Annotated in this window: 13 protein-coding genes; 7 read left to right on the forward strand and 6 right to left on the reverse strand. The window is 67.6% G+C overall.

Translation table 11 applies throughout. The annotated features are described in order from the left end of the window. The first annotated feature begins 101 nt into the window (after nt 1-101). Genes DXT68_RS07995 through DXT68_RS08015 form a run of 5 tightly spaced genes read left to right on the forward strand, consistent with a single transcriptional unit; the run spans nt 102 to nt 6,074 of the window. Entirely contained in the window at nt 102-1,655 is a 1,554-nt protein-coding gene (locus DXT68_RS07995; protein WP_045255627.1) for a carboxyl transferase domain-containing protein, read from the forward strand. A gap of 5 nt (nt 1,656-1,660) precedes the next feature. Beyond that, nucleotides 1,661-3,619: an ATP-binding protein gene (locus DXT68_RS08000; protein ID WP_045255626.1), complete on the forward strand. Its 1,959-nt coding sequence runs from the start codon at nt 1,661-1,663 to the stop codon at nt 3,617-3,619. Beyond that, nucleotides 3,616-4,767 (forward strand): acyl-CoA dehydrogenase family protein, encoded by a 1,152-nt coding sequence (locus DXT68_RS08005; RefSeq protein ID WP_045255163.1) that lies wholly within the window; start codon nt 3,616-3,618, stop codon nt 4,765-4,767. The genes DXT68_RS08000 and DXT68_RS08005 overlap by 4 nt, the downstream gene beginning before the upstream one ends. Nucleotides 4,768-4,776: 9 nt before the next feature. Then, the gene (locus DXT68_RS08010) at nt 4,777-5,271 is read left to right on the forward strand and encodes a MaoC family dehydratase (RefSeq protein WP_045255162.1); all 495 of its coding nucleotides are present in this window, start codon (nt 4,777-4,779) and stop codon (nt 5,269-5,271) included. Continuing rightward, the gene (locus tag DXT68_RS08015) at nt 5,268-6,074 is read left to right on the forward strand and encodes an HpcH/HpaI aldolase/citrate lyase family protein (protein ID WP_045255161.1); all 807 of its coding nucleotides are present in this window, start codon (nt 5,268-5,270) and stop codon (nt 6,072-6,074) included. The genes DXT68_RS08010 and DXT68_RS08015 overlap by 4 nt, the downstream gene beginning before the upstream one ends. Before the next feature lie 52 nt (nt 6,075-6,126). Here the strand turns inward: DXT68_RS08015 and DXT68_RS08020 are convergent, their stop codons facing one another. Further along, nucleotides 6,127-6,714, reverse strand: coding sequence for a histidine phosphatase family protein (locus tag DXT68_RS08020; protein WP_045255160.1), 588 nt, complete (start codon nt 6,712-6,714; stop codon nt 6,127-6,129). Further along, entirely contained in the window at nt 6,711-7,550 is an 840-nt protein-coding gene (locus DXT68_RS08025; RefSeq protein ID WP_045255159.1) for a Sir2 family NAD-dependent protein deacetylase, read from the reverse strand. The genes DXT68_RS08020 and DXT68_RS08025 overlap by 4 nt, the downstream gene beginning before the upstream one ends. A gap of 100 nt (nt 7,551-7,650) precedes the next feature. Here DXT68_RS08025 and DXT68_RS08030 point away from each other — a divergent pair, with 100 nt between their 5' ends. Continuing rightward, nucleotides 7,651-8,538, forward strand: a complete 888-nt coding sequence (locus tag DXT68_RS08030; protein WP_045255158.1) for a TrmH family RNA methyltransferase — start codon at nt 7,651-7,653, stop codon at nt 8,536-8,538. A gap of 190 nt (nt 8,539-8,728) precedes the next feature. Next, a protein-coding gene (locus DXT68_RS08035) for an IS3 family transposase (protein ID WP_115760554.1) occupies nt 8,729-9,879 on the forward strand; the annotation gives its coding sequence in 2 pieces (ribosomal slippage) (nt 8,729-8,996 and nt 8,996-9,879; 1,152 coding nt in all). Here the strand turns inward: DXT68_RS08035 and DXT68_RS08040 are convergent. From DXT68_RS08040 to DXT68_RS08055, 4 genes are all read right to left on the reverse strand, one after another. After that, nucleotides 9,867-11,345: a hypothetical protein gene (locus DXT68_RS08040; protein WP_052677826.1), complete on the reverse strand. Its 1,479-nt coding sequence runs from the start codon at nt 11,343-11,345 to the stop codon at nt 9,867-9,869. The two genes, DXT68_RS08035 and DXT68_RS08040, sit on opposite strands and share 13 nt — an antisense overlap. 279 nt (nt 11,346-11,624) lie before the next feature. Then, complete coding sequence (locus tag DXT68_RS08045) at nt 11,625-12,209, reverse strand: hypothetical protein (RefSeq protein ID WP_045255156.1); 585 nt, start codon at nt 12,207-12,209, stop codon at nt 11,625-11,627. 57 nt (nt 12,210-12,266) lie between these two features. Continuing rightward, a complete protein-coding gene (locus DXT68_RS08050) occupies nt 12,267-13,334 on the reverse strand; it encodes an endonuclease/exonuclease/phosphatase family protein (protein WP_162829114.1) in 1,068 nt (355 codons plus the stop codon). After that, the gene (locus tag DXT68_RS08055; RefSeq protein WP_156149315.1) at nt 13,331-13,702 is read right to left on the reverse strand and encodes a hypothetical protein; all 372 of its coding nucleotides are present in this window, start codon (nt 13,700-13,702) and stop codon (nt 13,331-13,333) included. The genes DXT68_RS08050 and DXT68_RS08055 overlap by 4 nt, the downstream gene beginning before the upstream one ends. Between the last annotated feature and the right edge of the window lie 65 nt (nt 13,703-13,767).

Consider the following 13,767-nt stretch of genomic DNA (forward strand, 5'->3'; position numbering starts at 1 on the left):
TCGCTAACCTGATGTCATCGGTTAGTGCACACTAACCGAGAATGCATGACGTGCGCCAGAGCGATGTCGCCGGCGCCACGTGGGTCGAGGAGGACGTCACGATGCCGGCAACCCAGCAGGAGCTCGCGGCGGAGCTGCACCAGCGACTTATGTCGGCGGCGCGGGGCGGTCCCGAGCAGTCCAGGCAGAGGCACCTCGCGCGGGGCAAGCTGCTGCCGCGCGACCGTGTCGCCCGGCTGCTCGACGAGGGCAGCCCGTTCCTCGAGATCTCACCGCTGGCCGCCGAGGGACTCTACGGGGGAGAGGCTCCCGCTGCGGGTGTCATCGCCGGGATCGGGCTCGTGCACGGTCGCCACGTGATGGTGGTGTGCAACGACGCGACCGTCAAGGGGGGAACCTACCTGCCGCTCACGGTCAAGAAGCACCTGCGTGCGCAGGAGATCGCCCTCGAGAACCTGTTGCCGTGCCTGTATCTGGTGGACTCGGGCGGAGCGTTCCTGCCGAAGCAGGATGAGGTGTTCCCTGATCGGGAGCACTTCGGCCGCATCTTCTACAACCAGGCGCGGATGTCGGCTGCGGGCATCCCTCAGCTGGCCGCGGTGCTCGGTTCATGCACGGCGGGTGGCGCATACGTGCCGGCGATGAGCGACGAGACCGTGATCGTGCGCGATCAGGGCACCATCTTCCTCGGCGGGCCCCCGTTGGTGAAGGCCGCGATCGGGGAGATCGTCTCGGCCGAAGAACTCGGCGGGGGCGAGATGCATGCCAGACGCAGCGGCGTCGTCGATCACCTCGCGGAGGACGACGAGCACGCCCTCGAGATCCTCCGGGACATCGTGGCCACTCTGCCGGCACCTGCCGGCCCCTCATGGGAGGTGCACGAGACTCGCGCTCCCGCCGAAGAGGGGTCGCTGTACGACGTCGTGCCGGTCGATGTGAACGCGGCCTACGACGTGCACGAGGTGATCGACCGCCTCGTCGACGGCGACTCGTTCCACGAGTTCAAGGCCGAATACGCCACGACGTTGATCACCGGCTTCGCTCGTCTGCACGGACACCCGATCGGAATCGTCGCCAACAACGGCGTTCTCTTCAGCGAATCGGCACTCAAGGGCGCGCACTTCATCGAACTGTGCGATCAGCGCGGCATCCCGCTGCTGTTCCTGCAGAACATCACCGGTTTCATGGTCGGATCCGACGCAGAGGCCGGCGGGATCGCGAAGGACGGGGCCAAGATGGTCACCGCCGTGGCGAGCACGCGCGCGCCCAAGCTCACGGTGATCATCGGAGGCTCCTTCGGCGCCGGGAACTACTCGATGTGCGGCCGCGCCTACTCTCCGCGGTTCCTGTGGACCTGGCCCGCCAGCCGGATCTCCGTCATGGGCGGTGCGCAGGCCGCCTCCGTCCTCGGCACGGTCAAAGAGGACCAGCTCGCGGCGAAGGGGGAGGCCTGGGACCAGGACGAGCGCGCCGCGTTCGAGCGGCCGATCCGTGAGACGTACGAGACCCAGGGCGAGCCGTACTACGCGACCGCGCGGCTCTGGGACGACGGCATCATCGACCCGACCGAGACCCGTGACCGTCTGGGGCTCGCCCTCGACGTCATCGCCCGCAGCCCCCTGCCCGAGCCCCGCTTCGGCCTGTTCCGGATGTGATCGAGATGACCACCACGCACAGCACCACAGAAGATCCGTCGTTCGACACCGTGCTCGTCGCCAATCGTGGCGAGATCGCCCGGCGGATCATCCGCACGCTCCGCCGGCTCGGCATCCGCAGCGTCGCGGTGTACAGCGATGCGGACGCCGATGCCCCGCACGTGCACGAGGCCGACGAGGCGGTGCGGATCGGGGCCGCGCCCGCGGCGGAGTCGTATCTCGACATCGACGCCGTCGTCGGCGCAGCGCGCCGCACCGGCGCCCAGGCCATCCACCCCGGCTACGGCTTCCTCTCCGAGAGCGTCGGTCTCGCCGACGCGTGCGCAGAGAGCGGCATCGTCTTCATCGGGCCGTCGACGCACGCGCTGCAGGTGATGGGCGACAAGGCCAAGGCCCGCGACCACGTGGTGCGCTCAGGGGTGCCGGTGGTGCCGGGATTCGATGCGCGGGGCCTCTCGGAGGCGGAGATCGCCGACGAGGCCGAAGCGGTCGGCTTCCCCCTGCTCGTCAAGCCCAGCGCGGGCGGCGGCGGCAAGGGCATGGAGATCGTCGCGGATGCCTCGGCGCTGGGCGCCGCTCTGGCATCCGCGCGACGCGTCGCCGCGTCCGCCTTCGGCGACGACGCGCTGATCCTGGAACGGCTCATCCGGCGTCCCCGTCATATCGAGGTGCAGGTCTTCGGAGACGTACACGGCACGGTGATCGCACTCGGCGAGCGCGAGTGCACTCTGCAGCGCCGCCATCAGAAGGTCATCGAGGAGGCGCCGTCGGCCGGCATTCCCGAGCCGACGAGGGAACGGCTGCTCGAGGCGGCCGTCCAGGCGGCGCGCAGCGTCTCGTACGTGGGCGCGGGAACCGTGGAGTTCCTCATCGACTCCGACCGGCCCGACGAGGTCTTCTTCATCGAGATGAACACCCGGCTGCAGGTCGAGCATCCTGTCACCGAGGAGGTGACGGGACTGGACCTCGTCGCCCTGCAGCTGCGGGTCGCGGCGGGTGGACGGCTCGATCCTCCGCCCGCCGTGCGCGGGCACGCGGTGGAGGCCCGGGTGTACGCGGAGTCGCCCGAGCGCGGTTTTCTCCCCTCGACGGGACGGATCCTGCTGTTCGCGCCGCCGGACGGCGTGCGGGTCGATGCCGCCGTGCAGACGGGAAGCGAGGTCACCGGCTTCTACGATCCGATGATCGCGAAGGTCATCGCGGTCGCTCCCGACCGCGCCACCGCGCTCAAGCGGCTCGACGAGGCTCTGCGGACGACGATCGTGTTGGGCGTCGACACGAACATCGCGTTCCTGCGACGTCTGTGCCGGGACGAACGGGTCGTCGCCGGGGATCTCGACACCGGGCTCATCGAGACGCTGCTGCCGCTGCCCGCCGAGGAGCCGACGCCGGCGATGCTCACGGCCGCGGCCGCGCTCGCGCGTGAGGGAGAGCAGGGGCGCGACGCGGCTCTCTTCCGTCACGCCGGCGCGGTATGGCGCGACCTGAGCCGCGCCGCGCCACGGTCCGTGTCGCTGCTCACAGACCGGGACGAGGTGCTGGACGCACCTTCGCCGCACGGGGGATCCCCGAGCAGCCCGGCCCCGGAACGACCCGCGGACGGCATCGCCGCGGCCCTCGATGACGACGGGGCGATCTGGGTGGGGGAGGACGGGCGCACCGCTCGCCTCCGGCCGATCTCGCGGCGCGACCGGATGAGGCGCAGACTCGCCGCACGCGACGAGCGCACGGCATCCGCAGGGCCCGAGGCCCGTGCCCCGATGCCGGGCAGCGTGGTCGCGGTGCACGTGACCGAGGGGGCGTCCGTCGCAGCAGGCACCCCCTTGATCTCGATCGAGGCGATGAAGATGGAGCACCCGGTGACGGCGCCGCACGACGGTGTCGTGCGGCTGCTGGTGGGTGTGGGTGATCAGGTGCGGCGCGACCAGGCGGTCGCCCGTGTGACGACGGAGGAGAACCGATGAACGAACAGCTGACCGATGAGGAGCGCGAGCTCGCGTCGATGGTGCGCGATTTCGCCGACACCGTCGTCGCCCCGCAGGCCTACGAGGCGGACCGCACGCACACCCTCTCGATGGACGTGGTCGCGCAGATGGGTGACCTCGGCCTCTTCGGACTGCCGTTCCCCGAGGAGTACGGGGGTCAGGGCGGTGACTACATGGCGCTCGGCATCGCGATCGAGGCGCTGGGTCGGGTCGATCAGTCGATCGCGATCACCCTCGAGGCCGGCGTCAGCCTCGGCGCGATGCCCGTCTTCCGCTTCGGCAGCGAGGAGCAGAAGCAGGAGCTCCTGCCCGATCTGCTCGCCGGTCGCGCTCTCGCCGGCTTCGGTCTGACCGAGCCCGAAGCCGGCAGCGACGCGGGTGCGACCAGGACCACCGCGCGACGGGAGGGGGAGGAGTGGGTGATCGACGGATCGAAGCAGTTCATCACGAACTCCGGCACCCCGATCACGAGATTCGTCACGGTCACCGCCGTCACGGGCACAGAGGGAGGACGCAAGCGGATATCGACGATCATCGTGCCCAACGGCACTCCCGGATTCACCGTCGAGGCACCGTACGACAAGGTCGGCTGGAACGCCTCGGACACGCATCCGCTCACGTTCGACGGCGCCAGGGTCCCCGCGGCGAACCTCCTCGGCACGGAGGGGAGCGGATTCCGCAATTTCCTCAGCATCCTCGATGAAGGTCGCATCGCGATCGCCGCACTCTCGACCGGTGCAGCGGAGGGGTGTCTGGAGGCGTCGGTGGAGTACGCGAAGAGTCGCACGATCTTCGGCAGCGCCCTGAGCACCCGGCAGAACGCGCAGTTCACCCTCGCCCGGATGCGCGCCCGGGTGCACACCGCGCGACTCGCCTGGCACCACGCCGCGCGACTCCGCGACGCCGGTGAGCCGTTCGCCGAGCAGGCCGCCATCGCCAAGCTCGTCGCCGGCGAGGCGGCGATGGACAACGCCAGAGAAGCGACCCAGATCTTCGGCGGCAACGGCTTCATGAACGAGTTCCCGGTGGCACGTCACTACCGCGACTCGAAGATCCTCGAGATCGGCGAGGGCACCACCGAGGTGCAGCTGCTGGTGATCGCTCGCGCGCTCGGACTCGCCGGGTAGCGTGTCAGCATGAGCTCGCACGACATCGTCCAACGGGGCCTGTATCTCGAGGAGTTCGAGGTGGGTGCGCGGTATCTGCACCGACCCGGCCGCACCGCGACGGAGGCGGACAACGTGCTCTTCGCGACCCTCACCATGAACACCCAGGCCCTGCACCTGGATGCGGCGTTCGCCGCGACCCAGGAGCCGTTCCGGCAGCGACTCATGAACTCGATGTGGACCCTGTCGACCATGGTCGGCGCCTCCGTCGCCCAGCTCACCCAGGGGACGCTCGTCGCCCAGCTCGGGCTCGGCGACATCGCGTTCCCGCATCCGCTGTTCGCGGGCGACACCCTCTACACCGAGAGCGTGATCGTGGAGAGCCGAGAGTCGGCATCGCGCCCGGGGCAGGGCATCGTGACCATCGCGCACACCGGTCGGAATCAGGACGACGTGGTCGTCGCGACGGCGATCCGCACGGTGCTCGTGCATCGGCTGCCCGACGGGGAAGGGCAGACGAGATGACCTTCGCGCTCGGCCCCGCCCTCCTGTTCTGCCCCGCCGACCGCCCTGAGCGGTTCCGGGGTGCGCTCGACAAGGCGGATGCCGTGATCCTCGACCTCGAAGACGCGGTGCTCCCGGCCGCCAAGGCCGGCGCCCGCGGCAATCTCATCGACGCCGACATCGACCCCGATCGCGTCGTCGTGCGTGTCAACGCCCCAGGAACCGAGGCGTTCGTGTCCGACCTCGCCACGCTGTCGCAGACGGACTTCCGCACCGTCATGGTGGCCAAGACGGAGAGCCCCGAGAGCCTCGCGCCGTTCGACCCGCGCTTCTCGCTGATCGCGCTGTGCGAGACGGCTCGTGGCGTGCACGCGGCCCACCGCATCGCCGCGCATCCGCAGGTGGTCGCCATGATGTGGGGCGCGGAGGACCTCGTCGCCTCGCTCGGCGGCACGTCGAGCCGGCGTCCGGACGGGGGCTATCGGGACGTGGCGCGATACGCCCGCTCGCGGGTGCTCCTCGAGTCCGGCGCACAGGGCAAGGCGGCGATCGACGCGGTCCACGTCGACATCGACGACACCGCAGGGCTCGAGAGCGAAGCGAACGATGCCGCCGCGTCCGGCTTCACGGCCACCGCGTGCATCCACCCGAGTCAGGTCGCGATCATCCGTGCCGCCTACCGCCCGGACGACGCGACGCTCGCCTGGGCGCGCGCGGTGCTGGATGCTGCCGCCGTCGAGCGCGGAGTGTTCCGATTCGAGGGCAGGATGATCGATGAGCCTGTGCTCCGACACGCGCGGTCGGTCGTCTCTCGCGCGGGCTGAGACCATTCGAACCTCGTCGACCCGGCCGAGGAGGTCAGACCGGCGCGCACGGTCAGATCAGCGCGAACTGATCCAGCAGCCGCACCGAGTGCGGCGACACCTCGAAGCGGTGAGCCGATCCGTTGGCGAGCACGTCTCCGTCCCGCGGCAGAGTGCCTCCGGAGACACGATCGATCACCGCGCGGATCACACCGCCGTGCGCGACGACGATCACCGACTCGGCCACCGGTGCGGTGCGTCCCCGTGAGTCGCGCGCGATGCGGTGCAGAGCGCCGAGGGCACGATCGCCGACCGCGTCGAGCGTCTCGGCGCCGGGGACCTCCGCATGCCAGTCGCCGTATCTCGCGAGATACTCCTCGACGAGCAGTCCCTCGCCTTCGCCGAACTCCCGCTCGCGCACGTCCGCGACGGCGTCGCCGAGGGGGAGGCCGAGGCGGTCGGCGATGATCTGCGCCGTCTCGCGGGCGCGCGCGAGAGGACTCGAGGTCACCGCGTGGTGCGTCCCGTCGGCCAGCCGCTCCGCGGCCGCGTAGGCATCGGCCCTGCCCGTCTCGTTGAGCGGGATGTCTGTCGATCCCTGGATGCGGCGCCCGAGGTTCCAGTCGGTCTGACCGTGTCGGACGAGGGTGATGAGGGTCATCGGAGCATCTCCTGGAGGGCGGGGAGCACGTCGCTGGTGCCCGCCGCGATGGTGACGTGGGCCCAGGCGTCGGCTCTGGTCGGCTCGTGATTGACGATGATCAGCGGGATGCCGCGACGCCGCGCGCGCTCCACGAGCCGCACGCCGGAGTTCACGACCAGCGAGGAGCCGGCGACGATGAGCGCCGTGCTCGAGCGCAGCAGGGACTCCGCGGCCCGGAAGCGATCGAGCGGCACGTACTCGCCGAAGAACACGACGTCCGGCTTCAGCATCCCCTCGCACACCGTGCAGACGGGGATCACGAAGCCGTCGGTGGTCTCGGGCAGCACATCGCCGTCGGGGGCCAGTGCGATGTTCTCGGGGACGGTGATCCAGGGGTTGAGCTCCTCGATCTGCACCGCGATGTCGCGACGGTCGAAGACCTGTCCGCAGCGCAGACACAGCACGCGGCGCATGGTCCCGTGCACCTCGATGACGTGCGAGCTGCCCGCCCGCAGGTGCAGACCGTCGACGTTCTGGGTGATCACCCCGGAGACCACGCCGGACGATTCCATCTCCGCGAGCGCCCGGTGTCCCGCGTTCGGCTCCGCGCGCGCGAACGCCCGCCAGCCCAGATGTCCGCCCACCCAGTAGCGACGTCGCGCGCGCTCGTCGGCGAGGTAGGTCTGGATCGTCATCGGGTTGCTGCGCGCAGGGGCACCTTCGCCCCGGTAGGCGGGGATGCCGGAATCGGTCGACAGGCCGGCGCCGGTGAGCAGGGCGATGCGCGTTCCGCGCAGCAGCTCGGCGGCGCGGGCGACGGTGGCCGACAACTCGGCGGTGTTCGACACGCTCACATGACCTCCTCGATCGAGTCTACGGTGCGCACGCACGCCGGATGCCCGGCGGCCGCGTGCGGACGACGGGGCGATCCGGCGTCGGTGACAGACTGGAGTCGTGGAACTGCTGACTGTGACGGATGCCGACGATCGACGCCTCGACGACTACCGCGGACTGACCGACACGGCGTTGCGCACGCGCAGCGATCCCTCGGGCGGGCTGTACATCGCCGAATCGACCAAGGTCATCGCCCGCGCGGTCGCCGCGGGCCACCGTCCGCGCTCCGTCCTTGTGCAGGAGCGCAGGGTGGAGGACATCCGCGCGATCGTGGGCGATCTGGACGTCCCCGTGTACGTCGTCCCCGATGCGGTGGCGGAGGCGGTGACCGGCTTCGCCGTGCACCGCGGCACGATCGCGTCGATGCACCGCCCGGAGCTGCCGTCGGTGCGCGAGGTGATCGAGGGCGCCTCCGTGGTGCTGATCCTCGAGAACATCGGCGATCACACCAACGTGTGTGACTCCAAAACACGCGTTCCAGGGCCTCCACGGAGGGCCCGCTCGCGCATCGCCATCCTAGAGGGATTGGCTGACCACGCCAATGTCGGGAGTGCGATGAGAAACGCTGCAGCGCTCGGCATCGACGCAGTTCTGGTGACGCCAACTTGCTCGGATCCTCTGTACCGGCGCTCCGTGCGCGTCTCCATGGGCACGGTGTTCCAGGTGCCGTGGACGCGGATTCCGGAGTGGCCAGCAGGCATCCACGAGCTGCAAGACGCCGGCTACGTCGTGGCGGGAATGACGCTGGGGGAGGGAGCGATCACCCTCGACGAGCTGGTCGCTGAAGATCACGAGAAGCTCGCTCTGGTGTTCGGCACCGAAGGCGACGGCATCACACCAGCAACTGACCGCCTACTCGATCGCCGCGTGACCATTCCCATGATGGGTGGGGTCGACTCGCTGAACGTTGCTGCGGCGACGGCGGTGACGTTCTACGCGACCAGATAGCCCGCACCCGACGCACCAGGCTGGGTTCCGGACTCATGTCCGAGGTCGCCGATACGCTTCGAGGAAAGACGCGCCTAACTTAGCGGTGCGAAACAACAGGGTGAACGGGACGATAACTAGCAGGGACTGCTGAGGGTTTGGTTGACTCCAACGCTGTGAGGATTTCGGTTCTCACGGGAGGATGGTCAACGTGCCCAAAGCATTCCCCAAGGAGTTCCGGAACGATGTCGTCGCGGTCGCGCGTCGGGGCGACGCCCCGATCAGCCGGATCGCGAAAGACTTCGGCGTCTCGGAGTCGTGCCTGCAACGCTGGCTCAAGATCACCGACATCGAAGACGGCATCAAGCCCGGTGTGACCCAGGCCGACGCAGCCGAGCTGCGAGAGGCGCGCAAACGCATCCGGTTACTCGAGCAGGAGAACGAGATCCTCCGCCGAGCGGCGGCGTATCTGTCACAGGCCTCACTCCCCAAATGATGTTCCCGCTGGTCCATGAACTGGCCGCTGACCGGATTCCGGTCGCGGTGACCTGCCGGGTGCTGGGCTTCAGCAAGCAAGCATTCTTCCGGTGGCGTGCGAACCCCGTGTCGCAACGCGACTGGGACAACGCTCACCTCACCAACGCCGCCGTCGACCTTCACCGGGATGACCCGGCGTTCGGGTATCGATTCATCTCCGACGAGATCGAAGCCGAGGCCGGGCTGGCAGCATCGGAACGGCGCGTATGGCGGCTGTGCTCTGAACAGAAACTGTGGTCGGTGTTCTCGAAGAAACGCGGCCTGAACCGGAAAGCCGGACCGCCCGTCCACGACGATCTCGTGCTCCGCGACTTCACCGCGACACGGGCGGACCAGTTGTGGTTGACCGACATCACCGAGCACTGGACGGACGAGGGGAAGCTGTATCTCTGCGCGATCAAAGACGTCCACTCGAACCGGATCGTCGGTTACTCGCTCGATTCACGGATGACGGCGGAGCTGGCAGTCGCCGCGCTTCGCAACGCGGTTGCGCTGCGCGAACCCCTCGGAACGACGCTGCACTCGGACCGCGGGTCCCAGTTTCGGTCGCGGAAGTTCGTCGAGCTGCTCCGCCAGAGCGGGATCACGGGATCGATGGGGCGCGTCGGCGCCTGCGCGGATAATGCGGCGATGGAGTCGTTCTTCGCGCTGCTGCAGAAGAACGTCCTCAACAAGAAGAGGTGGCACTCGAGACAAGAGCTCCGCCTCGAGATCGTGACCTGGATCGAGCGGACCTACCACCGCCGACGCCGGCAACGACGACTCGGAAGGCTCACACCCATCGAGTTCGAGATAATCAACACACAAGCCGCTCACGCGGCCTGAATACCCCAAACAAGACGAGTCAACCAAACCCTCAGCAGTCCCGGAAGGTCGTTCCTCCGGTCAGCAATCGCCGCCCAGACACGACTTGCCTGCGGAAGCGGAAGACCGGCATTCCAGCCAAGGCGGTTGCCAATGAAGAGGTGGACCAGCTGTTCCAGAAGTCCGAGGTTCGCATCAGCTGGGTCGCGATCCTGGCGAATCTGCACGGCATGCGGGGCCAAGGCACCTGGATTCCCTGGCTGGACCGCCACCAGGTCATGAGTGTTCGCAACAGTGCCGGTTGCTGCAGGGGGGACTGGCGAGCTCGTCTCAATGCTGTGAGCCGATCCAGTCGCTTCTTGCCGCCATGCGCCTGCGTTCGCGGCGGCCGCGCGTCGCACCATCAAGCTCGTGTCCTGAGCGAACGCAGACAGTATCTCATTTGGCGTCGCGGGGTTCATTGCCACGCCTTCACGTACGCGCGCGTAGCGGTCTGCGGCCAGCGTTCGCAGCGTGTCTTCAGGCGTCGCGGGATTCCTTCCCACTCGGAACCTCAGGTCCGTGTCGTCCCCGAGAGCCAGCGCCAGGAGCATCGCATGGGGTGTGTTGCGGTTGTCTGCCAGCAGTTGCAGCTTGCGGCGTTCTGAGACGGGAACGTGAACGGCGATCTGGTTCCGCTTCGTCGCGTTCACGAATCCTTCGCGCAACGTCGGCAGCAGCTCATCGGGATCGCCATCGAGCAGTCGCTCAAGGCTCCAGATCGGCATGAGCCCTTGCCGTGGAAGCCAGATGCCCACACTGCGCACGGCCAACTCGTCTTCGAGATCGAGCATGACATACCCGAGCAACTGCCGCAGAAACCCGCGCAACTTGGGAATGCTCAACTCCGCGTATACCTTGCAGTCGATCAGCGTGTCGCCGACAAGCCAATCGCCATCAGCTCCGCCCAGCAGCATCGCACCGCTGAACCCCGGATTCGGCTCGAAGCGGTCGCCGTCGGCAATTCGGTCGCGCCAGGCGTTGATCTGGGATGCGTTCGCCACGAGCAGCGAACGAATGTCCGCGATCGCCAGTGGATCGATCGAGGCGGCAAACGAGAGCCCGTCATCTACGGCGTCGCATGATGCGCCTACAGAACCGCTCAGTGCCTCAGGCCCGGCCCGATAAAACTGCTCGCAGTGAGCGAGCAATATTGATGCGCGGTCGAGATCAGCCTCGTCCGAAGGCGCGGACAGCAGCTGTTCTGCCACTTGGAACGCTTCGGTCAGTATCCGTGCCCGATGCAACCCATTCTCGATCTCGTCGATGAAACGGGGCAGTTCGGTAATGCCAGCAGCTGAAGCTGAATCCTGTAGGTCGAAGCCATCCAACGCAAGGCGGGTGCGGATGTCGAATGCTGTCCCAGACCGCGCCGCATCGACACCACGGGGAACAGGAATGAGAAGATCCCTGTCGGAGAGCTCTGGCAGACCCAAGGTCGCGGCCATGGCATAAGCGGCTTGCGTGTTACCGCGGGTGCCACTCAGCCGCGGGGAGATCCCGTCAAGATACGCACGTACTGGCGAACCCGCGTCTCGCAACTCGCTCGTAAGGCTCACGGGTTGATCTTCGCAGATCGGAACGTTTGGCTCGAAGATCCCGTTCACCGTCTCGGTGCCACCTCTGACCGTGCGTCGCACCGCCCGACGTCCCAACCCTGATTTTGAGCTCAGATCACGGGGCCGCCAGTGCTCGCCGCACGTGATGATTCAGCACTACTTGAGCTGTTACCAGACACCCTTTTCAGCCAGCCGCGCCCACCGCGGGATCAGTGCCGCGAGCATGATGATGAGCGCGGCGGCTCCGACCGCAATCGACACGGCGCGAACGCGCCACCTGACGGGCTCGAAGTCGTTTCTGGCCAGAATGACTCCGCTCGCGAAGGGCAGGGCAAAGGGAACGATGCTCATCACTACCAGAGCGAAAACGGCGGACTCCCGCCATGACTCATCCGAGTACAACAGCCCGATGAGCATCAACCAGCCTTTGGTCAAAGCCATGAGCGTTCCGATGCCTCCAATGACGCTGGACAGCACGATCATCGTCCGCGGTCGAAGCGCGTCCTCTCCTAGCGAGGCGTGCACCAGGACCAGCACGGACAGGAGCGCCGTCAGCGCCAGGTAGCTGACGTCTGCGAAGCCCCATTCGCCGTTGTTTATCGGCACGAGTCCGGTGATCATCAGAAACAAGTGAAAGACCGCGAGAACCATCCCGACGCCGATCAAGCAGACGGTGGAGATCGCGATGAGCTGCTCGGAGCGCGTCGCCGGCTCCGGTTCTATCCAAAGCGCGACCGGCTTCGTTGAATCCATGCTGACGACTCTCCTATGTGAACCCGGACGACTCCCTGCCGCCATGTGTTGACTGCGCTATCGCGCCTCGAGAACCGCAACGAACGCCCGATGGTCGGTGCCACCAGATGCCGAAGGCTCCACAACCCGGGCATCGAGTACCGACCATGCTTCGCCGGCCAGCACATGGTCGATCGGCGAAGCCAGCCATGCAGGAACGGTGGATGGCCAGGTACCAGCAGGGGCTGCAGTTGCCTCAACCGCAGCGTCCTGGCAGCGCCCGAGATCCAGATGATCGACCGTGGCGTTGAAATCGCCGGCGACGATGACGTCGGATCCGAGCCTGCTGCATTGCCCGGCGATCCACTGCAGGCCTGCTCTCCAGTCGTCCATGCTCTCGGGCAGGGGCGCGGCCGGGTGCGCCGCGACGATCACGGGTCCGTTTCCGTCAGCCGGACGCCAAACGCCGCTGGGAAGTCCAGGCGTGGAACCAACAACCTCGTCGAGCTCGTAGCTGCCGAGTTCATCAGCGACGAGCAACGACGTCGGGACCCAGGACTCCTCGAGCGAGCCGGCCACAGCGCGGGTGGTTGCTGGTGTCAGATGCATGCCCTCGAGGGCGACCAGGCGCGAGACCTCGGCGGCAGCGTCTTCGTCCATCTCCGGCAGGCTCACGACGTCGGCTTGCACCTCGAGGACAAGCGCGGCGACATCTGCAGGGGAGGTCGCCCCGCCCTGGGCGTTCCACACCAGAACCGTCAGATCGCCGTCCGGGAGTCCTGCTGCACCCGTCGCTGAGCTTCCGCGGACCAGGAGAACGCCAGCGTTCCCGACGCTCGCGGCCAGAGTGACGACCGCGATCCCCGCGGCGATGCTTGCCACCAGGCGGGCTCGCCGTCGGAACAGCAGGAACACCGCTGCAGCGACGATGGCAGCGAACAGGAGAGCGAGTGCCATCGGGGCGCGGAATGCGATGAGCTGTGCGATGCCGAAAAGGCGCTGCGCGGCGAGTGCCTGCGGCCAGGTCAGCAGGACCGCCACAGGAATGCAGACCAGCAACGTGATGCTCAGGCCGAGACGACCCCGACCCGCGTCCCTTCCGGTCGAGGCTGGCTCTTGTTCCGCAGCTTCGGCGACGCGAGTCACAGGCCCCATGTCGGCTGACTGGCTCCCGGCGACAGCAGCACCGCCCACCCCGCGAGGACCAGCGCGATCGCGACGAGAGGCATCACCACGACAAGGGCCCGCGCGGCAATGCTTCGCTTGCGCCAGGTCCAGATGCCCCGCACTACAAGCCAGAGCAGCAGCCCCGCTGCGATGGCGAAGAAGAACAGTCCGACGGTCACGCCCAACGGGCTCTCGGAGCCTTCCCAGTGGTAGGTCGTGCCGAACTCCCACGGCCGCCACACCAGCCCTGCCATGCCGATCCAGAACGTGCCGATCAGGCCCGTGATGACTGCGGCGAGCCCGAGAATGAGCGGGGCGATCTGGCCCTCGCCCTGGCTGCCCGCCACGGCTGCATTCTCCTGCGTCGCGGTCACGGTCCAGCCCTTCCGAAGCGGCACTTCTCTTGAAGTCG

It is taken from the genome of Microbacterium foliorum (assembly GCF_003367705.1).
GTDB lineage: Bacteria > Actinomycetota > Actinomycetes > Actinomycetales > Microbacteriaceae > Microbacterium > Microbacterium foliorum.

Bases quoted from the DNA above. Each gene is read 5' to 3' on its own strand.
- DXT68_RS07995 (WP_045255627.1), top strand. From the start codon at position 102: ATGCCGGCAACCCAGCAGGAGCTCGCGGCGGAGCTGCACCAGCGACTT.
- DXT68_RS08000 (WP_045255626.1), top strand. From the start codon at position 1,661: ATGACCACCACGCACAGCACCACAGAAGATCCGTCGTTCGACACCGTG.
- DXT68_RS08005 (WP_045255163.1), top strand. From the start codon at position 3,616: ATGAACGAACAGCTGACCGATGAGGAGCGCGAGCTCGCGTCGATGGTG.
- DXT68_RS08010 (WP_045255162.1), top strand. From the start codon at position 4,777: ATGAGCTCGCACGACATCGTCCAACGGGGCCTGTATCTCGAGGAGTTC.
- DXT68_RS08015 (WP_045255161.1), top strand. From the start codon at position 5,268: ATGACCTTCGCGCTCGGCCCCGCCCTCCTGTTCTGCCCCGCCGACCGC.
- DXT68_RS08020 (WP_045255160.1), bottom strand. From the start codon at position 6,714: ATGACCCTCATCACCCTCGTCCGACACGGTCAGACCGACTGGAACCTC.
- DXT68_RS08040 (WP_052677826.1), bottom strand. From the start codon at position 11,345: ATGGCCGCGACCTTGGGTCTGCCAGAGCTCTCCGACAGGGATCTTCTC.
- DXT68_RS08045 (WP_045255156.1), bottom strand. From the start codon at position 12,209: ATGGATTCAACGAAGCCGGTCGCGCTTTGGATAGAACCGGAGCCGGCG.